23 protein-coding genes and 1 pseudogene are annotated in these 22154 nt (G+C 35.1%); 12 read left to right on the forward strand and 12 right to left on the reverse strand.

The features are described from left to right. Positions 1-155: 155 nt before the first annotated feature. Both GKR88_01705 and GKR88_01710 read left to right on the forward strand, forming a co-directional pair. Positions 156-542 carry a hypothetical protein gene (locus GKR88_01705; protein ID QMU63115.1) on the forward strand — a complete coding sequence of 129 codons (387 nt, stop codon included), beginning with the start codon at positions 156-158 and terminating at the stop codon, positions 540-542. Between the two features lie 58 nt (positions 543-600). Then, on the forward strand, positions 601-1494 hold the full coding sequence (locus GKR88_01710) for a DDE transposase (protein QMU63116.1): 894 nt from the start codon (positions 601-603) through the stop codon (positions 1492-1494). Positions 1495-1506: 12 nt separating this feature from the next. Here GKR88_01710 and GKR88_01715 read toward each other — a convergent pair whose 3' ends face one another. The 6 genes from GKR88_01715 to pheS all read right to left on the reverse strand — a co-directional run bounded on the left by GKR88_01715 (position 1507) and on the right by pheS (position 4312). Beyond that, entirely contained in the window at positions 1507-1713 is a 207-nt protein-coding gene (locus GKR88_01715; protein ID QMU63117.1) for a hypothetical protein, read from the reverse strand. A gap of 2 nt (positions 1714-1715) precedes the next feature. Then, positions 1716-2135, reverse strand: a complete 420-nt coding sequence (locus GKR88_01720) for an IS1595 family transposase (GenBank protein ID QMU63118.1) — start codon at positions 2133-2135, stop codon at positions 1716-1718. Continuing rightward, positions 2057-2224 carry a hypothetical protein gene (locus GKR88_01725; GenBank protein ID QMU63119.1) on the reverse strand — a complete coding sequence of 56 codons (168 nt, stop codon included), beginning with the start codon at positions 2222-2224 and terminating at the stop codon, positions 2057-2059. Before GKR88_01725 ends, GKR88_01720 begins: the two co-directional genes overlap by 79 nt. A 79-nt stretch (positions 2225-2303) precedes the next feature. Further along, positions 2304-2645: a hypothetical protein gene (locus GKR88_01730; GenBank protein QMU63120.1), complete on the reverse strand. Its 342-nt coding sequence runs from the start codon at positions 2643-2645 to the stop codon at positions 2304-2306. Positions 2646-2693: 48 nt separating this feature from the next. Next, the gene (locus GKR88_01735; GenBank protein QMU63121.1) at positions 2694-3230 is read right to left on the reverse strand and encodes a pyridoxamine 5'-phosphate oxidase family protein; all 537 of its coding nucleotides are present in this window, start codon (positions 3228-3230) and stop codon (positions 2694-2696) included. 62 nt (positions 3231-3292) lie between these two features. Then, positions 3293-4312, reverse strand: a complete 1020-nt coding sequence (pheS, locus tag GKR88_01740) for a phenylalanine--tRNA ligase subunit alpha (GenBank protein ID QMU63122.1) — start codon at positions 4310-4312, stop codon at positions 3293-3295. A 206-nt stretch (positions 4313-4518) separates the two neighbouring features. Between pheS and GKR88_01745 the strand changes: the two genes are divergently transcribed. The 7 genes from GKR88_01745 to GKR88_01775 all read left to right on the forward strand — a co-directional run bounded on the left by GKR88_01745 (position 4519) and on the right by GKR88_01775 (position 11534). Beyond that, positions 4519-5862, forward strand: a complete 1344-nt coding sequence (locus GKR88_01745; GenBank protein QMU63123.1) for an NADP-specific glutamate dehydrogenase — start codon at positions 4519-4521, stop codon at positions 5860-5862. 177 nt (positions 5863-6039) lie between these two features. Further along, on the forward strand, positions 6040-6870 hold the full coding sequence (locus GKR88_01750) for a hypothetical protein (GenBank protein QMU63124.1): 831 nt from the start codon (positions 6040-6042) through the stop codon (positions 6868-6870). Further along, the gene (locus tag GKR88_01755) at positions 6833-7345 is read left to right on the forward strand and encodes a hypothetical protein (protein QMU63125.1); all 513 of its coding nucleotides are present in this window, start codon (positions 6833-6835) and stop codon (positions 7343-7345) included. Before GKR88_01750 ends, GKR88_01755 begins: the two co-directional genes overlap by 38 nt. A gap of 152 nt (positions 7346-7497) precedes the next feature. Then, entirely contained in the window at positions 7498-8580 is a 1083-nt protein-coding gene (dinB, locus tag GKR88_01760; GenBank protein ID QMU63126.1) for a DNA polymerase IV, read from the forward strand. 428 nt (positions 8581-9008) lie between these two features. Further along, positions 9009-10004: a transposase gene (locus GKR88_01765; GenBank protein QMU63127.1), complete on the forward strand. Its 996-nt coding sequence runs from the start codon at positions 9009-9011 to the stop codon at positions 10002-10004. Positions 10005-10014: 10 nt separating this feature from the next. Then, the gene (locus tag GKR88_01770; GenBank protein QMU66611.1) at positions 10015-10422 is read left to right on the forward strand and encodes a GNAT family N-acetyltransferase; all 408 of its coding nucleotides are present in this window, start codon (positions 10015-10017) and stop codon (positions 10420-10422) included. Beyond that, on the forward strand, positions 10422-11534 hold the full coding sequence (locus GKR88_01775) for an FAD-dependent oxidoreductase (protein ID QMU63128.1): 1113 nt from the start codon (positions 10422-10424) through the stop codon (positions 11532-11534). Before GKR88_01770 ends, GKR88_01775 begins: the two co-directional genes overlap by 1 nt. Positions 11535-11564: 30 nt before the next feature. Here the strand turns inward: GKR88_01775 and GKR88_01780 are convergent, their stop codons facing one another. The 4 genes from GKR88_01780 to GKR88_01795 form a co-directional block, all read right to left on the reverse strand. Further along, positions 11565-12491 (reverse strand): ATP-binding cassette domain-containing protein, encoded by a 927-nt coding sequence (locus GKR88_01780; GenBank protein QMU63129.1) that lies wholly within the window; start codon positions 12489-12491, stop codon positions 11565-11567. Between the two features lie 57 nt (positions 12492-12548). Next, the gene (locus GKR88_01785; protein ID QMU63130.1) at positions 12549-14630 is read right to left on the reverse strand and encodes a M13 family peptidase; all 2082 of its coding nucleotides are present in this window, start codon (positions 14628-14630) and stop codon (positions 12549-12551) included. A gap of 17 nt (positions 14631-14647) precedes the next feature. Further along, entirely contained in the window at positions 14648-16804 is a 2157-nt protein-coding gene (locus GKR88_01790; GenBank protein ID QMU63131.1) for a prolyl oligopeptidase family serine peptidase, read from the reverse strand. Between the two features lie 90 nt (positions 16805-16894). Further along, entirely contained in the window at positions 16895-17254 is a 360-nt protein-coding gene (locus tag GKR88_01795; protein QMU63132.1) for a DoxX protein, read from the reverse strand. A 4-nt stretch (positions 17255-17258) separates the two neighbouring features. Between GKR88_01795 and GKR88_01800 the strand changes: the two genes are divergently transcribed. Together GKR88_01800 and GKR88_01805 are read left to right on the forward strand one after the other, a co-directional pair. Beyond that, complete coding sequence (locus tag GKR88_01800; protein ID QMU63133.1) at positions 17259-18023, forward strand: hypothetical protein; 765 nt, start codon at positions 17259-17261, stop codon at positions 18021-18023. 179 nt (positions 18024-18202) lie between these two features. Next, the gene (locus GKR88_01805) at positions 18203-19210 is read left to right on the forward strand and encodes a hypothetical protein (GenBank protein QMU63134.1); all 1008 of its coding nucleotides are present in this window, start codon (positions 18203-18205) and stop codon (positions 19208-19210) included. On the opposite strand, the pseudogene GKR88_01810 reads toward GKR88_01805, so the two are convergent. Further along, a pseudogene (locus tag GKR88_01810) lies at positions 19194-20358 on the reverse strand (IS3 family transposase). The gene GKR88_01805 and the pseudogene GKR88_01810 overlap by 17 nt on opposite strands. 67 nt (positions 20359-20425) lie before the next feature. Between GKR88_01810 and GKR88_01815 the strand changes: the two are divergent. Further along, positions 20426-21652: a hypothetical protein gene (locus GKR88_01815; protein ID QMU63135.1), complete on the forward strand. Its 1227-nt coding sequence runs from the start codon at positions 20426-20428 to the stop codon at positions 21650-21652. Between the two features lie 139 nt (positions 21653-21791). Here GKR88_01815 and GKR88_01820 read toward each other — a convergent pair whose 3' ends face one another. After that, complete coding sequence (locus GKR88_01820; protein QMU63136.1) at positions 21792-22121, reverse strand: helix-turn-helix domain-containing protein; 330 nt, start codon at positions 22119-22121, stop codon at positions 21792-21794. Positions 22122-22154 lie beyond the last annotated feature (33 nt).

Here is a 22154-nt window from a genome sequence, read left to right on the forward strand (position 1 = left end):
GAGGTTGTATCCTTAGGAATATTTGGAACGTCTATAGAATAACTGAAGAACTTTACATCTGTAGCTATTTTTTCTGTTACTTTGTCCGCTGTAAATATTTTCGGGTCAACGACAATTTATGGGGATTGATTATTTTAGATGCATAAAAAAAGACGATGCATTTAGAATTATTAGCATCTATCCTCCCTCAAGATTTATTACTTCATTTTGATATTGTATTTTTTGAAGAATTAGGAGATATTTCAGTTAAAAAGGATGCTTTTCACATTTATTTAGAAGAGAAGAATATTCTACCAGAGGGTTACTCAAAGGGTAATTATGAGTCCAAAGGTTTTATTAGCAGTAAACAGATTCAAGATTTTCCCATACGCGGTAAAGCAGTTTATCTACATATAAAAACAAGACGATGGCGAGATAAGAAGACTAAAAAGGGAGCGATTAAAAATGATTATTCATTCATTGCAGAAGGTTCTAAATTAACGTCAGAACTTTCTGATTTTTTAAAAGCTACAGGTAGAGGCCCGAGAAGATACGATCAGTAATATAGCGAGTTATTACGGTATTTACCCACGAACTTTACAACGCCATTATAAGAAACAGATAAGTGGGTTTGATAGTTGGAATCAAAAGCCCCATTGTGAAGATTATCTTATTTATCCGAAGAATATAGGAGAGTATTTAAGTCTTGATGAAGTAAGTCTATCTAAAGGTGAACTTTATACCTATTTGACCAACAAGAACGCACGAAGTAAACAAGGAACTTTAGTGGCTTGTGTAAAAGGAATTAAAAGTGATGATATTATTACTGCTATTGAAAGAATACCCTTAGAACAACGCAAACAAGTCAAAGAAGTAACTTTAGATATGGCAAATAATATGAATTTAACAGCTAAGATTTGTTTTCCAAATGCTAAAATTGTTACCGATAGATTTCATGTGGTAAAACTGGTAACAGAAGCTTTACAGCATGTTAGAGTACAGCATCGGTGGAAAGCAATAGAAGATGAAAACAAAGCGATTGAAGCTGCTAAAAAAGCAAGGAAGAAACACAAACCCATAGTGCTATCTAATGGTGATACAAAAAAGCAACTTTTGGCTAGAAGTAGATATATTTTAGCTAAAAAGACAAACGATTGGACACCTAATCAAAAACAAAGAGCAGAATTATTATGTAATCTTTATCCAAACATCCAACAAGCCTATAAACACACTTTAGAATTTAGAAGCATTTATCAAGAAAAATGTAAAGTAAAAGCCAAACAACGATTTGAACATTGGTTTGAGGATACAGAAAAATTGGAATTTAAAAATTTCAATACAGCAATGAACAGTATTAAACATCATTTTAATACCATCTTAAACTTTTTTGACAATAGGAATACAAATGCAAATGCAGAGTCTTTTAATTCAAAAATAAAACTCTTTAGAGCCAATCAAAGAGGCGTAAGAGATACACAATTTTTCCTCTTTAGACTTGAAAAATTATTCGCTTAATACCCATAAAATTTACTTGAGCCGTTTTTCTTTCAGATCATTATAATTGTTAGCACCATCTGTTGTAGCCGATGACTTCCTGTCAATCGATTGGTCTACATGTCCATTGGTGGTTTGTTTAGTAAGATTGTCTAACAATTTCATTTTGATATATCCTACTGTTTTATTGGGTTTGTGTTTGTACTTTTCTGAGGCTTCTACTTCTTTAGATTCAACCATGACTAATCTGCTGCCTGTTTTTGACTTCCTTTACCTCGTTTGTATTTACCATCATTCTCTGCTAACTCTACAGCAATTCGCTCACGATCTTCTTTATTGGGGACAATCTCAAAGAAACCTTCATCAAGCTCTACTTGATCACTAAGTCTATAGTTATCATCTCTCTTTCCCATGGCATGACGTATCTTATGAAGCATATACCATATGGGCTCATAATAAGCATCCCCTAGTTGACGCTGTACCTCCAAAGCAGAGAAACTTTTCTTTGTACTGGTCAATAAATCATTCCAAAATACCAATGAGTGATAGGGTAGCTGAGAGCCATGTAAAAGCGTACCACTCTTTAATGTGGTTCTATAGTTACACTTCTTACTGGGTATTGACCTCGTGTGGATATCCAATAATGCTCTTGGTGCTGGCATCTCTTACAGGTGACACCCTTTTTATCTCTTTGGGATTTAAAATGTGCTTTACAGCTTGCTTCGTGTGGAAATTCCTTGAAAAAATTCATGAATCATCATAATATTAAATATCTAATAATCAGAAAGATACGGAAATTTATCGCTTTATACAAAGATTCCGATAGTCATTTAAAGTTTTGTTTCAGGGTAGGCGTGTCCACTTGTTGTTCTATGATATTTTAATCTTTGCTTATGAGTTCCTTGAATACCTAAGTACATTGAACTTAGTCTTTGCTGACCATCTAAAACTCCAATAATTTCAGGATATAGAAAATCTCCGGTTTTTCTTATATTATAAGGATTTCTTTCATCGAACTCATTTAAACTTCTTGGATTTAAGCGAAAATTAGAAGTTTTTAGATATGTTGAAAGCTTTTTTGAGTTGCATAGCGCTACGGAAGGAAAAAAAGATAAAAACAGAGCTAAAAATAGCAATTTTTTAGCAAATTGAAAAAGTTTAAATGAGTTCATTAGTAAAAACTATGCTATCAAACTATATAATATCAATTGAAACAATTTTTATAAGCCGGTAGGTTTTCCATCCAGACTTTTTGTATTTTTATCTTTCCAATAGGCTTTTATTCCTGCTTCCCCTTTTTCAGTGGCCCAATCATTTAGCTGTTCCCGTTCACCAAGATACTCATAAAAAGGAATTGCCATTCCGCATGAAGTTAAAATACTCTCAATTTTAATATCAAAAATTTGTCGGGCACCCGGAATTTTTGGGAATAGCTTTTCTAAAGAGTTCCATGTTGCACTGTCAGGATAAATAGCACTTCCCTTCCCATAAATTCTCAGTATATTAGGAGCTCCTTCAAAAGCGCAAAGCATAATGATTATTCTAGGGTTTTCCAGTAAATGAGCAGCAGTTTCATTACCGCTCCCTGTAACATTTAACCAAACCAATCTATTGTAATCTAATACTCTTAAGGAATCCATTCCTTTTGGAGAAATATTTATTCTGCCTTCTTTCGGAGCAGTAGCTACAAAAAATATTTTTTGAGCTTTAATAAAAGTTTGTAAACTGGGGTTTAAAGAAGTATATAGTTTTGCCATTAATATGGAATTTGCAGAACTAAATTACAAATTATGAACCAATATTCTTTTTATTTTTAACATTAAATAACAGATTTAAATTGCTCTAGAAAACGTACATCATTTTCATAAAACATCCTAATGTCGGGGATTTGATACAATAACATAGCAATACGCTCAATTCCCATCCCAAAAGCATAGCCACTATAAATGGTCGAGTCAATTTTACAGTTTTCCAAAACATTGGGGTCTACCATTCCGCAACCCATAATCTCCAGCCAACCTGTTCCTTTAGTAATTCTATAATCGGTTTCCGTTTCCAAACCCCAATAAATATCTACTTCGGCACTAGGTTCGGTAAAAGGGAAATAGGAAGGGCGTAATCGGATCTTAGATTTTCCAAACATTTCTTTGGTAAAGTACAAAAGCATCTGTTTTAAATCGGCAAAAGAAACATCGGTATCTATATACAGTACTTCGACCTGGTGAAATATACAATGTGCTCTGGCAGAAATATCTTCGTTTCTAAAAACACGCCCGGGAGAAATAGTTCGTATAGGAGGTTTGTAATTTTCCATATAACGAATCTGTACGGACGAAGTATGAGTCCTAAGTAAAATATCAGGATTTTTCTCAACAAAAAAAGTATCCTGCATATCTCTGGCCGGATGATACTCGGGTAAATTTAATGCTGAAAAATTATGCCAGTCATCCTCAATTTCAGGGCCTTCGGAAACGGTAAAACCAACCCTGTTAAATATCTCAATAATTTGATTTCTAACTATAGATATCGGGTGACGGACTCCTAATTCTATAGGTTCGGGAGGTCTGGATAAATCACCATAAATACCAGCATCTTTAACAGAGCTTTCAATTGCTCCAGTTAAAGAAATTACTTTTTGTTCCACGCTGTTTTTTAATTCATTTAAGGCCTTCCCAAAATCTTTTCTAAGCACAGCATCCACATTCTTAAATTCGGCAAAAAGATTTTTTAATAATCCCTTACTCCCTAAATATTTAATTCTAAAAGCTTCTACTTCTTCTTTTGAATCAGTGCGAAATCCTTTTACCTCTTCTACCAATCCTTTTATTTTATCTAACATTAGTAACAATCATAAAATAAGGGAGCAAATTTACGTTTTTTAAAAAAAATACATCCATGTTTTTGAAGGAAAGAGAAAAATTTATCGAAATCGATTGAAATATGACATTTTAACTATCTAATAAGAAATAAAATTATTTTTAGACGTGTGTTTTTAGCTATCTTTGCAGCTTAAAAAAATAAATTACTAAATTATTTAAAATATCAATGGAGGCTAAAATCAATGCTTTTATGGATTTGGTGAAACAGAGAAATCACCATGAGCCTGAATTTATACAAGCCGTACAAGAAGTGGCAGAAACAGTAATTCCTTATATTGTAGAACATAAGATGTATCACGGGAAAAATATATTATTAAGAATGGTAGAGCCTGAAAGGTTGGTTTCTTTTAGGGTAAGCTGGGTAGATGATTCCGGAGAAATACAGGTTAATAGAGGATATAGAGTTCAAATGAACTCTGCAATTGGCCCTTATAAAGGAGGATTGCGTTTTCATCCGACAGTAAATGCAAGCATATTGAAATTTTTAGCCTTTGAACAAGTGTTTAAAAACTCATTGACCACCTTGCCCATGGGGGGTGGTAAAGGAGGTTCGGATTTTGATCCGAAAGGAAAATCTGATAATGAAGTGATGCGTTTTTGTCATGCTTTTATGAGTGAATTATTCAGGCATATAGGTCCAAATACGGATGTTCCTGCCGGGGACATTGGTGTCGGAGGAAGAGAAATTGGGTATATGTTTGGCATGTATAAAAAAATAAGAAATGAATTTACCGGTGTTTTAACAGGTAAAGGAGCTTCCTGGGGAGGCTCTTTAATCAGGCCGGAAGCAACAGGGTATGGAAATGTCTATTTTGCTGAAAACATGTTAAAAACAAAAGGAGATTCATTTAACGGAAAAAAAGTGGTTATTTCAGGTTCGGGAAATGTTGCACAATATGCAGCGGAAAAGGCAACGCAATTAGGGGCCAAAGTAATAACTTTATCAGATTCTTCAGGATATATCTGTGATGAAGAAGGAATAGATGCTGAAAAATTAGCATTTGTAATGGATCTTAAAAATGTAAAAAGAGAAAGAATTTATAAATATGTTGAAAAATATCCTAGTGCAAAATTTGTAGAAGGAGAAAAACCTTGGTCTGTAACATGTGATATTGCCCTACCTTGTGCTACTCAAAATGAGTTAAACGGAAAAGAAGCAAAAACACTTGTAGCAAATGGCTGTGTGTGTGTAAGCGAAGGAGCAAATATGCCCTCAACATCGGAAGCAATTCACGAATTTCAAAAAGCAAACATATTATTTGCACCGGGAAAAGCTTCTAATGCAGGAGGGGTCGCAACCTCCGGTTTGGAAATGAGTCAGAACTCATTAAGACTAAGCTGGTCAAGAAAAGAGGTTGATGAAAGATTAATGGACATTATGAAAGATATTCATGATGCTTGTGTAGCACATGGAAAAAATGAAGACGGTTCCATAGATTACATAAAAGGTGCTAATATTGCCGGTTTTGTAAAAGTTGCAGATGCTATGTTAGCACAGGGGATTGTGTAACCCACTTATGGGAGAAATGCCTTTAAATTTAATATTAATTTGGTTTCTAAGAAAAAAAACTACCTTTGCCCGTTAGTCTATTTATATTAGAGACCTTTGCAGAATTGATCTGTATACCGGAATTAGTATAAATATACTTAAAGAGTATTTTTGTAATATAATAATTAATTAAAAGGGATGAAAAAAATAATTATTTGTTTTTTATGTATTGTTGTGAATGCTGTAAGTTATGGACAAATTGCCATTGGTACAACGACTCCTAGTCCTTCTGCCGTTCTGGATGTAAACAGTACCACCCAAGGCTTTTTACCACCAAGAATGACAAAAGCTCAAATAGATGCCATTGCATCACCTGCCGAAGGGCTTATTGTATATTGTACGAATTGCAATGCAAAAGGACTTTACCTTAACAATGGAAATGAGTTTCTAAACGTGACAAGTGGCACGAGTATTTTTGCCTCAGAGGTGGCTGCTATTGTGGCTGCGTCTGATAATCCTGCAGATGGCAATCCGAGTATAGCTGATCTGACCAGTGCGGGTTTAACAGGCTTGGTAGCAGGAAATCTGGGAGCTTATGAAATCGCTATTGATGCAGCTACTCCTGCTCCTACAACAGTTGCAGAATTGCAAACCATTATTAATAATGTAAATGTAAGTGAAGCAAGTGCTGCTGTTTTAGCTCAAATCAGTAGTGATGAGGATAGCGCTACTCAAAACTCAACAGTAACCATAGCACAACTAAACCTGATTGTACCTGCTTTGACAGGAATAAATGCTGCCAATGAAACAGCATATAGAAATTATATAGATGCCAATCCCAACAGCTTCTCCAGTCCTGCAACACAGACAGAAGTACAGGCAATGATACTTTTAGTGAACAATTCATCGACCGTTTCAACAGTTGTCGGAGCCGGAGGCGGCATTTTTATGGACCGAAATTTAGGAGCTACTCAGGTTGCTACAAGTTCCAATGACAGTAATGCTTTCGGAGACTTATCAATGGGGTAGAAATACCGACGGACATCAGTCCAGAAGTCCCTTGAGTGCTCAAAGTGGCGGACCTGTAGCCAGTGGCAGCGAAGGATCTAATTTTATACTAGCTTCTGCTACCAGTGATTGGTTAAGTACACGTGATGATACACGTTGGAACGGGGATACCAAAGGATCACATGATCCTTGTCCTGATAGTTTTAGAGTTCCTACCGAAGCAGAATGGCAAACAGAATTTGCTGCGTGGAGTACCAATAATGCTGCGGGTGCTTTTAGCAGCCCTTTAAAATTAACTACTGCAGGACGTCGCCATCCAAGTTTAGGTTCTCTTGAGCACCTTAGTGAAGGTTACTATTGGTCAAGTACAGCTAATTCTAACCCAGGATACGGAGCTGCCAGTATATTAATGTTTAGTTCAAGTAGTGCATCCTTTAACCTTAATTTCTCAAGAACCTATGGTATGCCCGTACGCTGTATCTATGATTCAAATTAAGAAAAAAGATCATCTTGGTCTGTAAAATGCGATATTGCCTACCTTGTGCATCTCAAAAATGAGAGTTTGCAAATCAATAACTGCGGGATCTCCATTAAATTTTCCGGGTCGGTAAGTTCTTTTATAAACATAAAGTTTTGTAGATTTATTGGGTGAATGAAACCACTCAATATCGAAAAATCATTCATATAGATATGGATGCATTTTATGCTTCCGTAGAACAATCAGATCGTCCCGAATTAAGAGAAAAGCCGGTTGCCGTAGGCGGAGGAGAAACCCGGGGTGTGGTATCGGCAGCCAGTTATGAAGCTCGTGAATTTGGTGTTCGATCTGCCATGAGCGGAGTATTGGCAAAACAAAAATGTCCGCATATCATTTTTGTAAAACCTCGATTTGAGCGCTATAAAGAAATTTCTTCAAAAGTCAGAGAAATTTTTTATGAGTATACAGATTTAGTAGAACCACTCTCATTGGACGAGGCCTATTTAGATGTAACTGAAAACAAAAAAGGAAATCCGTCAGCGAGTTTGATTGCCCGGGAAATTCGAGATCGGATTTATGAAAAACTACAATTAAGAGCATCCGCAGGAATTTCAATCAATAAATTTTTAGCAAAAATTGCTTCTGATATTAATAAGCCTAACGGGCAAAAAACCATCAACCCGGAAGAAGTGCTCTCTTTTTTAGAGAAACTTCCCGTAAGTAAGTTTTACGGTGTGGGAAAAGTTACTGCAGCAAAAATGCACAACCTGGGAATATTTACCGGTCTCGACTTAAAACAAAAAACATTGGAAGAGCTTACAAAGCTTTTCGGAAAATCAGGAAAATCTTATTATTATATTGTGAGAGGCATTCACCATAGTAAAGTAAAACCGGATCGAATCCGAAAATCCATTGCTGCCGAAAGAACATTTTTTGACAATATTTCTTCGGAAATTTTTATGCTGGAAAAACTAAACAAAATTGCAGAAGAGTTGGAAAAAAGAATGGTTGACTCAGAAACCAAAGGGAAAACCATTACACTAAAAATAAAATATAGTGACTTTACACAACAGACCAGAAGCAAAACCATTCATCGATTCATTCAAAAAAAAGAAGCTATTATGGCGATTGTAGAAGAACTACTATATCAAGAAAAATTAAAAAACTCTGTCCGGTTACTGGGTATTTCTTTTTCTAATTTAGACACGGAAAAAAAAGAACCTATATGGGTACAATTGCAATTTGATTTTTAAAAAATAAAACCGTTTGGATTGGATACTATAATGAGAAAATAAAACCTAAATATGAAGCTTACGATCATCAGAACTAATCATACAAACATCCATTTTATCAACTTGGTCAAAGAACTCGACGACTATTTAAAAATAGCCGACCTTTAGATTAGCAAATAGAAATAATTACTTAAAATAAAAACATAATAGTTATGATGAAATTTCTTTTTTTGCTTCTTTTTTTCTTTGTTAATAACTCTTATTTTGTTGATAACCAAAAACACAAAAGAACGGAGTGAACTTTAGCGGCCAGCTAGCTTTTTAGAGCCATCCCCCGTATTAGTCTCCGTTCTTTTTAAAAGTTACTTAGAACCATATAGAATTTCAGTTTCTGCCCTTATTAAAGGTCTTAGTTTAAGTAACTATTATTAATATCTAATTACAAAATTATGAAAACAAATGAAATTATCGGAATCGATGTCAGTAAATTATTAATTGATGTTTGTATCTATTCTAAACAAATTGTTCAACAGTTTGAGAACAGTAAATCTGGATTTAAATTAATGCTAAAGTGGAGTTTTAAAAATTCGTCTTTCTCTAAAGAAGAAACCATGTTTGTATTTGAACATACAGGAATGTACTCTCATTTATTATCTGTGTCTTTAACTGAACAAAAATTATCTTTTTTCATAGCTTCTGGTTTAGAAATTAAAAGATCTATTGGTATTGCTCGTGGAAAGGATGACCAAATTGATGCCAAACGCATTGCTCTATATGGGTATCGATTAAAAGAAGAACTTAAACCCAGTAAGCTACCTAAAAGAAGTATATTACAACTAAAAAGTCTCTTATCTTTAAGGACAAAACTTAACAAACAAAGAGCTGGTTTTAAAGTTACTTTGAAAGAACAAAAAAGAATTTATAAAGCAAAAGAGTATAAAATAATCTTTGACGTTCAACAAAAAATGATTGCAGAACTAACCAAACAAATACACAAGATTAATACTCAAATGCAAGCTATTATTGACCAAAATATAATGTTAAAAGAAACCTATAAACTTGTTACTAGTGTTAAAGGTATAGGAATGCAAACTGCTATAATGATGATTGTGTTTACTGACAATTTTTCAAAATTTGAAAACTGGAGAAAGTTTGCCTCTTATTGTGGTGTTGCTCCTTTTCCTTACCAATCTGGAACTAGTATTAAAGGACGTACAAAAGTCTCTCATTTGGCTAATAAAAAATTGAAAGCAATTATTAATATGTGCGCTATTTCTGCTATACAACATAACCCAGAAATGAAATTATACTATCATAAAAGAATAAAACAAGGCAAAAGTAAAATGAGTACCGTTAACATTATTAGAAACAAATTAATAGCAAGAGTGTTTGCCGTTGTCAAACGACAAACACCCTATGTAGATACTTTTAAATTTGCTGCATAAATTAGTAAAAATAATATCTCAACTTTTACTTGTTTTTATCATAGAATACGGGGAAGATCATGATTTTTACAATCAGTTTAATGGTTTGGATAATATAAAGTATGCCATTATTGCTTATGTCAATAATAGTAATAAACCGGTAGGTTGCGGAGGTTTTAGAAAATTTAATGATGAATCTGTGGAGCTAAAAAGAATGTATGTAAAATCCAGCTACAGAAGATTCGGAATTGCCGGAAAAATATTAAGCTCATTAGAAATTTGGGCTAAAGAAAAAGGGTTTAAAAAATGCATCATGGAAACCGGAAACCGGCAAATAGAAGCGTTAAAATTTTATCAAAAATCGGGTTATCAAAGAATTGCAAATTATGGGCCATATACTCAAATAAGCAACAGTAATTGTTTTGAAAAAATACTGTGATGAATTATAGCTATTGGGAATATAAAGAATGGTTTTCAAAAAACGATTTTGTCATTGTCGGCAGCGGAATTGTGGGTTTGAATTGTGCCATTCATCTTAAAAATCGATTTCCAAAAGCAACAATTTTAATTCTGGAAAGAGGGTTACTGCCACAGGGAGCGAGCACAAAAACCGCAGGTTTTGCCTGCTTTGGAAGTGTATCGGAACTCGTAAGCGATCTCAAAATTCATTCCGAAGAAGAGGTTTTTAACCTGATAGAAAAACGCTGGAAAGGATTACAACTATTAAGAAATATATTAGGAGATCATCGTATCGATTATCAACATCATTATGGATACGAACTTTTTTTGGATCATTATTTATTTGAGGAATGCAATGATAAAATACATTCTTTAAACCGGCTTTTATCTCCTGTTTTTAAAAAAAATGTTTTTTCTACAACTGCAAATATTTTTGATTTCCAAAAAATAGTTCCCAAATATATCCTCAATCATTTTGAAGGGCAGATAGATCCTGGCAAAATGATGGTACAATTACTTCGACTATCTCAACAAAAAGGAATAAAGATCTTACATAATGTTACTGTTGAGAAATTTTCCGAAAGTGCAGATAAAGTAACTCTTCAAACAAACCATGGGGCGTTTATAACATCCAGATTACTACTTGCTACCAACGGTTTTTCAAAAGAGCTGATTAGCGAAAATATAGAACCGGCAAGAGCTCAGGTATTAATAACAAAACCGATCAAAGATTTACACATTAAGGGAGCTTTTCATTTGGATGAAGGATATTATTATTTTAGAAATATCAATAACAGAATTTTGCTTGGAGGAGGGAGAAACCTGGATTTTTTAGAAGAAGAAACCACTGAATTTGGTCAAACAAAAGTAGTTCAAGACAAATTGGAAAAAATCTTAAGGACTATTATTTTCCCCAACACGACCTTTGAAATAGAACGACGTTGGAGTGGTATTATGGGTGTTGGAAACAAAAAGAAACCCATTGTAAAACAAATCTCCAATAACGTATATTGCGGAATTCGATTAGGAGGCATGGGTGTTTCCATTGGATCTCTGGTGGGTGCGGAACTGGCAAATTTAGTGGATTTTTGAGCAAACTTGTACTATTCATATACAATAAACCTATTTTTCAAAATTCAGGTAAACCGTTACATTTTCATCAACTTTTGCTGTATGTTGAAAAAACACTTTTTGCTTTTGAAGCTCCGCTTCAATCAACCAGTAAAATCCTTTGAAATAGGACTTTAAAACAGTTGCTTTATAGTTTGAAGAATTCGTCATCTTCATTTGATGTGGATATAAAAGCACGGACTCTCCATTAATTTTCAACACATTTACATCATCAAATAAAGCAGCAACATAATGTTCCGGAGGATTTTGATAAAGGTTTAACGGTGTGTCGATGGCAATTATTTTCTGCTCTTTTATTACGATCATCTGATCAGCAAAAGACAAAGCATCATGTCCGTCATGCGTGGCGACAATGCAGGAAATATTCTTTTTTTTGAGATACGTAAAAAGTTTTCTCCGAAGAGAATTTTTCTTAAAATTATCAATCTGACTAAAAGGTTCATCCAGTAAAACCAGTTCCGGTTCTTTTGCTAAAGCCCTGGCAATAGCAATTCGTTGTTGTTGTCCTCCACTTAAATTTTTGACTTTTTCATCAGCAAATTCAATCATTTCTATTACTTCCAAAAGCGCTCTTGTTCTGGCTTTTTTTTCATCCGGATAAAACCCAGACAGAAATTTCCCAATATTTTCCGAAACAGAAATATAGGGCATTAAATCAAAGTCTTGTGCGACATACTTGAAAAACTCCATTCCCGGAACCAGGTGAAAAGCCGGTCCTAAAATTTGTCGATCTTTCCAGAACAGTTCGCCGCTGTTTACATCGAGTAATCCATAGATGATTTTTAGTAATGTTGATTTGCCACTACCGCTTTCTCCCATTATACATAAGTGTTGTCCGACACCCAAGGAAAAGGACATATTGTCTAACACCTTTTTTTGGTTATTATACCGGAAGGATATATTATTGATTTTAAGCATAAAAAAACTGCGAACTATTGGACATAATTCGCAGTGTAAATTTACATAATTATCCGGTTACCAAATAGCAACTCTGTCTTCCGGTTTCATATACATTTTATCTCCTTCTTCAATATTAAAGGCTTTGTAAAAGGCATCGATATTTTGTAACGGCATATAAGCTCTGTACATACCGGGAGCGTGGGGATCTGTTTTAATTTTGTTTTTCAGAGCTTCATCCCTCATTTTAGTTCTCCAAACCGTTGCCCAGGACATAAAAAAGCGCTGTTCCGCAGTAAATCCATCAATAGGTTCCGGTTTTCCGTTTTTCTCATAGAATATTTGTAGTCCTTCATAAGCGGCTTTTAATCCTGCCAAATCTCCTATGTTTTCTCCAAGAGTAAATTCGCCATTCAGTTTTACATCATCAATTGCAGTAACCGCACTGAATTGATCTGACAATTTTTTCCCTAAAACGGTAAATTTTTCTAAATCTTCCTCTGTCCACCAGTTATTTAAATTCCCATCGCCGTCAAAACGAGATCCCGAATCATCAAAGCTATGCGAAATTTCATGCCCGATGACTGCTCCTATTCCACCGTAATTTACTGCTTCATCCACTTGATAATTATAAAAAGGAGGTTGTAAAATAGCAGCAGGAAAAACAATCTCGTTATTTACCGGATTAAAGTATGCATTTACTGTTTGAGGAGACATATTCCACTCGGTTCTATCTACCTCTTTTCCTAGTTTTGCTATGTTTTCTTTAAAATCCCATTTTGCAATATTTATGGAATTATCAAAATAAGTACCCCCCTCTTTAATTCCTTTTACTTCTAGGGCAGTATAGTCTTTCCATTTATCGGGATATGCAATTTTAACAGTCAACTTATTCAATTTTTCAATCGCTTTTTTCTTAGTTTCTTCACTCATCCAAGCTAAACTATTGATTCTTTTTTCAAAACCAAGCATTACATTCGCAATCATTTCTTCCGCCTTTTTCTTGGCTTCCGGAGGAAATTTTTTCTCTACGTATAATTTACCTAAAGCTTCACCAATAGCGCCATTTGTGTTTGCTAAAGCGCGTTCATCTCTGGGACGCTGTTGTTTTGCTCCCTGTAATTCTTTGCTGTAGAAATCCCAATTTGCTTTCTCCAGATCCGTAGTTAACAGTCCGGCAGCAGTATTGATAACAGTCCAACGCAAATACAATTTAATATCTTCAAGAGTACTTCCCTTTAAGATATCGTCCATTACTTTCATATACTTTGGCTGCATTACAATTACCCGGTCAATATCACCAATACCAATTTCTTTAAAATAATCGGACCAATTAATAACTGTAGTCATTTCGGATAGTTCTTTAATAGTAGCAGGGTTGTATAATTTACGTATATCTCTCTGCTCTTCTTTTGTCAACCTAGGCTCGGCTAAACTCAATTCATAAGCTAAGATCTTTTCCGCATTTCTTTGTGCGGATGCTTCATCAGCACCAAACTTTTGAAGCATTCTGGCAATGTGAGCTTGGTATTTTTTTCTCTTTTGCTCTGTATCCTCATCTTGGTCCATATAATAGTCTCTGGTTAACCCTAACCCTGCAGGCACTATATAACCTGCATTTATTTTACTATTTTTCAGATCATTAAAAACCGCAAAGTTGAAAAATCCTGCACCTCCGTAAGGAGTGAAATTGATTAATAATTTTTCCAGATCTTTCAAATTTTTAATTTGATCTATTTTTGCCAAAAACGTTTGAATAGGTTTGATTCCCTGTTCATTTCTCGCCACCGTATCCATAATGGATTGATAATAAAATACGGCTTTTTGCTGATCAGAGGTTCTCGTATAGTTTCCTTCGGCATCTTTTAGCTTTGGAAAATTATCTTCTTCAATAGCGTCATTTAAAATTGTTAAGACATCCGCATCCGTCGTTTTTCGGAGCTCTCCGAAACTTCCCCAGCTAGTCCTGTCAGCAGGAATTTCCGTCTTATCAAGCCAATTCCCATTTACGTGTCTAAAAAAATCGTCATTAGGACGAACACTTGTATCCATATTCTCTACAACGATACCCGCAACTTTTCCTGAAGTGTCCTTTTTACAAGCCACTATTCCAAGAGCTAATACAGCAGAAGTAAAAAGGATTTTGTTTGTTAAATTCATGTTACTTTGATTTTGGTTTATGATTTGATTTTGGTTTTAGGAGGATTTGGTAATTTGTCGAACCCCATATTAAATAAGGTAAATCCGAAAATATCCGAATATTGTTCGATCATTTTTGCAACAGGGGTTCCGGCGCCGTGACCGGCATTGGTTTCTATTCTAATGAGCACAGGGTGATTTCCGGATTGTTTATCTTGTAATTCGGTAGCAAATTTAAAACTGTGTGCAGGGACCACACGATCATCATGATCTCCGGTGGTTACCAGAGTTGCAGGATATGCCGTTCCTTCTTTTACATTGTGTACAGGTGAATATCCTTTTAAATATTCAAACATTTCTTTGCTCTGTTCTGCGGTTCCGTAATCATATGCCCAACCGGCACCGGCTGTAAATGTATGATAGCGCAACATGTCTAAAACACCCACTGCAGGTAAGGCAACTTTCATTAACTTGGGGCGCTGTGTCATGGTAGCTCCCACTAATAGGCCTCCGTTAGACCCTCCTCGAATGGCAAGGTAGTCAGATGACGTATATTTTTTTTCAATTAAGTATTCTGCTCCTGCAATAAAGTCATCAAATACATTTTGCTTCTGCATTAGCGTTCCGGCTTTGTGCCATTCTTTTCCGTATTCGCCGCCACCGCGTAGATTGGGAACCGCATACACTCCTCCCTGCTCCATCCAAACTGCATTTGCAATACTAAATGAGGGGTTTAAACTAATATTAAATCCGCCATAGCCATATAATATAGCGGGGTTTTTACCATCTAATTCAATGCCTTTTTTGTGGGTAATGATCATCGGAATTTTTGTACCGTCTTTAGAGGCGTAAAAAATTTGTTTGCTTTCGTAATCATCCGCATTAAAATCAATTTCCGGCTTCCAGTACAATTCCGATGCCCCGGTTTTAATGTTGTATTTATAGATACTGGAAGGAGTATTGTAATTTGTAAAAGAGAAATAATCAAATTTTGCTTCTTTTCCCCCCCCGAAACCACCTGCATTTCCCACACCGGGTAATTCAATTTCACGAATTAAGTCTCCGTCAAAGTCATATTGCAATACTTTAGAAACAGCATCTACCATATATTCGGTAAAAAAATAACCTCCGCCACTTGACGGATTTAATACATGTTCTGTTTCGGCAATAAAATCTTCCCAGTTATTGGAAGTTGGATTGGCGGCATCTACCGTTACAATTTTCTGATTTGGAGCATCTAAATTGGTTACTAAATAAAGTTTTGATTCTTGATTATCAATAACATACGTATCACTTTCAAAATGATCTAATATGGTAATAAGCGGGCTATTCTTTTTTGTCAGATCTTTAATAAACAATTTGTTTCCGGAAGTTGAGGTGGAGGCAGAAATAATCAAATAGCGATCATCTTCAGTCAAATAACCGTATACATATCTGTGTTTTTCTGCTAAAGTGCCCCCAAAAATAACAGGGTCTTTTTTCTGAGAAGTTCCTAATTTATGATAGTATAATTTATGTTGATCTGTTTTGGCAGACAGTTCACTTCCTTTGGGCTTATCATAACTTGAATAGTAAAAGCCCTCATTCCCTTTCCAGCTAATTCCTGAAAACTTCACATCTATCAATGTATCTTCTTTTATTTTCTTAGATTCAACATCAATGACTATAATTTTTCGCCAGTCACTTCCTCCTTCCGAAATAGCATATGCAGCCGTTTTTCCATCTTTAGAAAAGCTAAGGCTGCTCAATGAAGTAGTTCCATCTTCAGAAAATGTATTTGGGTCCAGAAAAACCTCTGTCGCTGTTCCTTCTTTTTTTCTATATACCACATATTGATTTTGCAAACCGTTATTTTTGTAAAAATACGTATAGTCTCCTTCAACAAAAGGGGCGCCTATTTTTTCATAATTCCAAAGTTCGGTTAAGCGGTTTTTCAGTTGTTCTCTGTATGGAATTTTGTCTAAGTAATCAAAAGTAACTTCATTTTCTGCCTTTACCCAGGCTTCCGTTTCCGGACTTCTGTCATCTTCCAGCCAACGATAGTTATCGGTTACTTCTGTTCCAAAATAAGTATCGACTACAGGCTTTTTTGCTGTTTCAGGATATTTCACTTCAATATTTCTTTGAGTTGCTGCTTCTTTACATGCTGTGTATACGGTGACAGCAAAAAGAATAAGAATGATTTGTTTCTTCATTATTTATAGTTAATTAGTCTTCTAAATTAATATAAAAAAAAACTCTTGCATGTTATAAACAAGAGTTTTTAACAGAATTTAACGTTTATATCAATCAAATAGTGATTTAAAGCGATTCCAATTTGCATAAATCAATAGTAGATTCAAAACAGCTACTATAGCGGCAAACAAAATTCCTTCCGGAGCATATTTTAAATGAAAAGCTACAATATTGAAAGATGCAGGGGCCAAAATAATCAAAGCGAAAGGTATCGCTTTATTAAAGACTAAAAGTAAGCCTGCCAGAATATACAGGATTCCTAATACAGGAAAAACATAACCACCGGCATCAAGGGCTCCTAAAAAAGCACCTGCTTCTGCTGAAGGCGGAGGAGGTGCGGGCATGAAGTCTAAAAACTTATTAGCTCCAAAAATTAACATTGCCAATCCTAAAAGATAACGGGCAATCATTGCAATGCTTTATCATTATAGGTTTTACCTTAAGAATAAAGGAGGTGAGCAAAAAAACTCAGCTCAAAATTCTAAAATATCTATTTATATAGGTGCCAATGACCAAACCAGAAAGGAAATAACTCCTTTCATATCAGGTAAAAAAAAGATATACGGTATTGATATAGCCAAGTATCGGTACGACAAATTTAAAAAGTTTCCGCTATTGGGCAGTATTTCTTATGCTTTCATAAATGCAACCGAAGGCATAAAAAGAATAAATCCCAACTTTTATAAAGAATGGGGAATAGCCTCACAACATCAGTTATATAAAGGCGCATATCATTTTTATCGCAATAACGCAAATCCAATCAAACAAGCTGATTTTTTCTATAAAACCATACAGCCGGTTATTAATAGTAATTCTTTACCTCCTGTATTAGATGTGGAAGCATTGGGGTTTTCAGATACAAATTATGCAAAAAACAGTTATCAGGAACGTGTCTTAAAATTCTTAAACCGTATTGAAAAACTAACCAAAAGAACACCCATTATTTACACCAATTACAATTTTGGAGAAAAATTCTTTACTAAAAAAGAATTTAGCAAATTTCCTTTGTGGATTGCAGACTATAATAATAGTGATACTCCAAGAATACCTGATATATGGAAAGATACAGGGTGGTTGTTTTGGCAAAAAACAAATCGCTATGATGTAGACACCACCTTATTTGACCTCGACCTGTTTAACGGAAATGCAAATCAAATGCAACAATTAAATACACAATAACAGTATTTCTTCTTTTTAAGAATTGCCCTACACGAAAATATGTTCAAGGTACATCACGGCATCTCAAATGCAATTAGATTTTTGCTGGTTAGTAGTTCTTAAAAAGAAGAAAATATAAAAGGTGACACCCGAAAAACCTGTAATAGAGTAGGGACTAATTATATTAATACTAAAAAATTATGCCATTAAGTATTCCATACGATCCGTCACTTGTTCTGGGAAATATTGTTACCAAAAATAAGTTAGATGCACTCGTAAACATTGCAACACTAGAAGCTCCGGCAAATGAAGCCGAAAGCGCTATGAATTCCTTAATTTCTTTAAGGAGAAGTATGGATATGACCATACAGGATATGATTAACATGGGTATTAACCCCACAGAAGCTCAGTACACAGAACGCAAAAACTTAGACAAACAAATTTCTGATGCCGTAACAACGTATACGCAAGCAAGAATAAATACTGAGAAAAAAATTCAGCCTTTAAAGGCCAAAATTCCTATGGTAAGCGAATCATTGGAAAGTCCGATTAATTACAATCGTACTCAAATTAAACAAATGCCGCTGGCAGCAGATTCTTTAAGGATGAACTGTCAATACTTTTCTTTTGACAAGAATAGCCAGGATGCTGTTTCTCAGGCAAATACCATTAGTAGTTTTGTAAGTGGAGAGCTACAATATTTAGGGAAAGGTGTTGAAGCAGAATCCAGATCTTCAGCACAATCACAGGTAAATAGCCAATATTCTAAACATGATATTGCAGGAACATTAGTTATCAGCATTAATTGTACGCATAAGGAAGCAACCTTGTTAGCCCCGTTTATTTTAGATGTGGATAAAGGTATCAGAGTATGGAATCGAATGTTTCCTGGCGATATGATTAAACCCGACAGTCTTTCCAGTATTATGAGTATTGCCAGGCAAGCAGACACCAAAGAAGAGAAGTCTATGTCTATTTTATCCGGAGCTACGTTTGGGTATTCTTTTGTGGGGATGGTACATATTTTAAAGTCTTCTAAAACGCAGTCCAGTCAGGAAATGTCATCTCTGGCAAGCTCTATTCAAGGGCAGTTAGAAGCTAATTTGTGGTTTGAAAATGCTTCCGGAGGTTTAGGAATGGATAGCAGTACTTCTAACAGTATGGATATGCAACAAAAAATGGTACAAAAAGTTAAGCTACATTTTTGATTTGATATAATTTTTCAAATTCGATGATATTTTTGTAACCAAGAGCAGAATGTCTTCTGTATCTGTTGTACCAAGTTTCTATGTATTCAAAGACTTTAATTTGAAGACTTTTGTTGGATATAAACTTATTGTCTATCATTAGTTCTGTTTTGATTGTTTTAAAAAAAGATTCAGCTACTGCATTATCCCAACAGTTTCCTTTTCTACTCATACTGGGTGTTACATGATAACTTTTAAGGATATTAACAAACGCATGAGATGCGTATTGTACACCTCGATCAGAATGAAAAATCATACCTTCACAAGGCATTCTGTTGTTTACAGCCATTCTCCATGCAGCAATGATAGTTTGTCTTGCTTTGAGTCCATTGCTCAAAGACCAACCAATGACTTTACGATCAAACAGGTCAATAATTACCGTTAAGTACAGCCATCCTTGTGCAGTCTTTAAATAGGTAATATCAGAAACCCATTTCTGTGCAGCAGCGGTAGCTTTAAAATCTCTATCCAATACATTATCAGCTACTGGATATTGATGCTTAGAATCTGTCGTGACAACAAATTTCTTTTTACGAACTGCTTTAATCCCGTGTTTTTTCATCAATCGTGCTACCCTAGACCTAGATACTTTAAACCCTTTAGCTTTGAGTTCCTCTGTAATTCTAGGACTTCCATAAGTAGATTTACTTCGCTCACAGATACGGTGAATCTCAGAGAGTAGCATACGATTTTTTCCATCTCTATCTGATGGAACATAATTCTTACTCCTGTAATAACTGTTTCTACTAATTTTAAAAATTTTACACATCTTCCCAACCGGATATTCTCTACTGTAATCTTTGATAAATTTCAATACTTCCGATCGCTCTTGGAGAAGATGCTCACGGCCTTTTTTAAGATATCCCGCTCCATGGTAACATCCTTGAGCTGTTTACGTAATCGCTCTAACTCTTTCTGATCTTCTGTGAGTTGTTGACGCCATTACCGCTAAAAGCTAAATCAGGACGCTGTTCTAATTCTCTACGCCATCTGTAAATAAGATCTGCACTGATTCCCAATTCCATGGCAATCTGCTTTGTGTTACCTCGTACATTGCTTAATTCTACTGCTTTAATTTTAAACTCTTTACTGTATTTTCTTCGTTTCATATGGTTAAGTTATTTTAGATAAAATTAGCTTAACTCTTTGTCACTCTAAATGTAGCAAGTCCAAGCCATGTATGTTCAAAAAAAGATACAGGCAGAAAAAAAAATACTGGCGATACGGACAATGCCAGTAGCCACATCCAAACCCATAGAAAGCCCGATAGATTTTAGTCACACTCAGATTAAATCCCTGCCATTGGCTGTGGACTACATGAAATTAAATTGTCAGTATTTTTCTTTTGATAAAAACAAACAAAATTCCGAAAGTATGGCAAACACCGTCAGTACATTCATCAGCGAAAGTATTGGTAGCGATTTAGGGTATGAAGCATCAAGCAAAGCCAAAGCCTCAGCTCAAACACAAATACACAGTCAGTATTCCCGACACGATATTTCGGGGACATTGGTCATGGCTATAAGCTGTACTCATAAAAACGCAAACATATTAGCTCCTTTAGTATTGGATGTAGACAAAACATTTACTGCATGGAATCAGCTGTATCCAGATGACCAAATATTGCCTGAAAGTACTTCGGAAATAAAACAGATAGCGAATCAGCATATTTTCCCCTCCGACCAAAATGTGTTGCATGTGCTGTCCGGGGCCACTTATGGCTCCTCTTTTATAGGGATGATACACATTTTAAATACCTCACAAACCAAATCGCATGAGCTGATGTTATCTATGGCAGCATCTATCCAGGAGCAAGCAAAAGTAGACGGTTGGCTGGCCAATGTTTCGGGAGGATTGGGGATTAACTCTACCTTATCAACCAATTTAAAAAACATGCTTAGCAGTCAACAAATTACGTCGCATTGTACATTATCGGTTATGGGTGTGATTCCTTCCATCAAAGCAAATGATGTGAAATTGGCTGTAAAAGGGTTTATAAATGACGACCCTGCAAAATCCATGCGGCAACTGGCACTGCTACAAAATGCTACTTCCGAAGAGTTTTCTACCATAGATTCGGCTGCTAAAAATGCGCGAACCGGAGGGCAGACGGTTGCTTTACAGCAATCCAAAATTAAAGGAGTATTAAGCGGGTTATCTGAAATTGATACCGGTAATAACAAGATTATTGATACTAATTCATTGATGACCGCTATGGAAGATTATATTTATAAGTGTAGTTCCGGCAGTATCGGAGTACCCATTAATTACTACGTAAAGCCTATAACCAAAATAGATATTGCCAAATTGTGGATGGCGGCATATTATCCTGATAGGTATATGCCTGTGTCCGATACTTCGAACAAAAACATAAAAAAATCTTCTAAAAAAAGGAATAAATGAACTCGTTTAGATTTAAGCGAAAATTAGAAGTTTTTAGTTCTGTTGAAGGTTTTTTTGAGTTGCATAGCACAGCGCTACGGAAGTAAAAAAAGACAAGAACAGAGCAGAAAACAGTAATTTTTTAGCAAATTGAAAAAGTTTAAACGAGTTCAATATTAAAATCTAAGTCTTTTGTACTTGTATTATGTCCTGTAAATTCAGAGAGTTGTATTTCAAAATTTAATCTAAAAATTGAAATATCATTTAAAAAAGGGTGCCACAATTCATTTGGTAAATTTATTGACTCACAAATAAGTTTTAATCTATCCTTTTCAGGAACTCTTAACCCTTGCTCCAAATGTGCAATATTAGATCGAGTAACAGACGGGCCGATCTTTTTGGCCAATTCATCTTGAGAAAAGCTTAAATGATCCCTATGGATTTTTACTTGATAAGCAAGATCATTCATTCCAATTAATTTTGAACTCATATCATTTTACTATTTTGTTTCTAGCGTTAAGCA

Source organism: Flavobacteriaceae bacterium, from assembly GCA_014075215.1.
Taxonomy (GTDB): Bacteria; Bacteroidota; Bacteroidia; order Flavobacteriales; family Flavobacteriaceae; genus Polaribacter.

Coding starts and splice junctions, on each gene's coding strand:
- GKR88_01705 (QMU63115.1), top strand. CDS start 156: ATGCATTTAGAATTATTAGCATCTATCCTCCCTCAAGATTTATTACTT.
- GKR88_01715 (QMU63117.1), bottom strand. CDS start 1,713: ATGGTTGAATCTAAAGAAGTAGAAGCCTCAGAAAAGTACAAACACAAA.
- GKR88_01720 (QMU63118.1), bottom strand. CDS start 2,135: ATGCCAGCACCAAGAGCATTATTGGATATCCACACGAGGTCAATACCC.
- GKR88_01725 (QMU63119.1), bottom strand. CDS start 2,224: ATGAATTTTTTCAAGGAATTTCCACACGAAGCAAGCTGTAAAGCACAT.
- GKR88_01730 (QMU63120.1), bottom strand. CDS start 2,645: ATGAACTCATTTAAACTTTTTCAATTTGCTAAAAAATTGCTATTTTTA.
- GKR88_01735 (QMU63121.1), bottom strand. CDS start 3,230: ATGGCAAAACTATATACTTCTTTAAACCCCAGTTTACAAACTTTTATT.
- pheS (QMU63122.1), bottom strand. CDS start 4,312: ATGTTAGATAAAATAAAAGGATTGGTAGAAGAGGTAAAAGGATTTCGC.
- GKR88_01745 (QMU63123.1), top strand. CDS start 4,519: ATGGAGGCTAAAATCAATGCTTTTATGGATTTGGTGAAACAGAGAAAT.
- GKR88_01750 (QMU63124.1), top strand. CDS start 6,040: ATGAAAAAAATAATTATTTGTTTTTTATGTATTGTTGTGAATGCTGTA.
- GKR88_01755 (QMU63125.1), top strand. CDS start 6,833: ATGACAGTAATGCTTTCGGAGACTTATCAATGGGGTAGAAATACCGAC.
- GKR88_01765 (QMU63127.1), top strand. CDS start 9,009: ATGAAAACAAATGAAATTATCGGAATCGATGTCAGTAAATTATTAATT.
- GKR88_01775 (QMU63128.1), top strand. CDS start 10,422: ATGAATTATAGCTATTGGGAATATAAAGAATGGTTTTCAAAAAACGAT.
- GKR88_01780 (QMU63129.1), bottom strand. CDS start 12,491: ATGCTTAAAATCAATAATATATCCTTCCGGTATAATAACCAAAAAAAG.
- GKR88_01785 (QMU63130.1), bottom strand. CDS start 14,630: ATGAATTTAACAAACAAAATCCTTTTTACTTCTGCTGTATTAGCTCTT.
- GKR88_01790 (QMU63131.1), bottom strand. CDS start 16,804: ATGAAGAAACAAATCATTCTTATTCTTTTTGCTGTCACCGTATACACA.
- GKR88_01795 (QMU63132.1), bottom strand. CDS start 17,254: ATGATTGCCCGTTATCTTTTAGGATTGGCAATGTTAATTTTTGGAGCT.
- GKR88_01800 (QMU63133.1), top strand. CDS start 17,259: ATGCTTTATCATTATAGGTTTTACCTTAAGAATAAAGGAGGTGAGCAA.
- GKR88_01805 (QMU63134.1), top strand. CDS start 18,203: ATGCCATTAAGTATTCCATACGATCCGTCACTTGTTCTGGGAAATATT.
- GKR88_01815 (QMU63135.1), top strand. CDS start 20,426: ATGTATGTTCAAAAAAAGATACAGGCAGAAAAAAAAATACTGGCGATA.
- GKR88_01820 (QMU63136.1), bottom strand. CDS start 22,121: ATGAGTTCAAAATTAATTGGAATGAATGATCTTGCTTATCAAGTAAAA.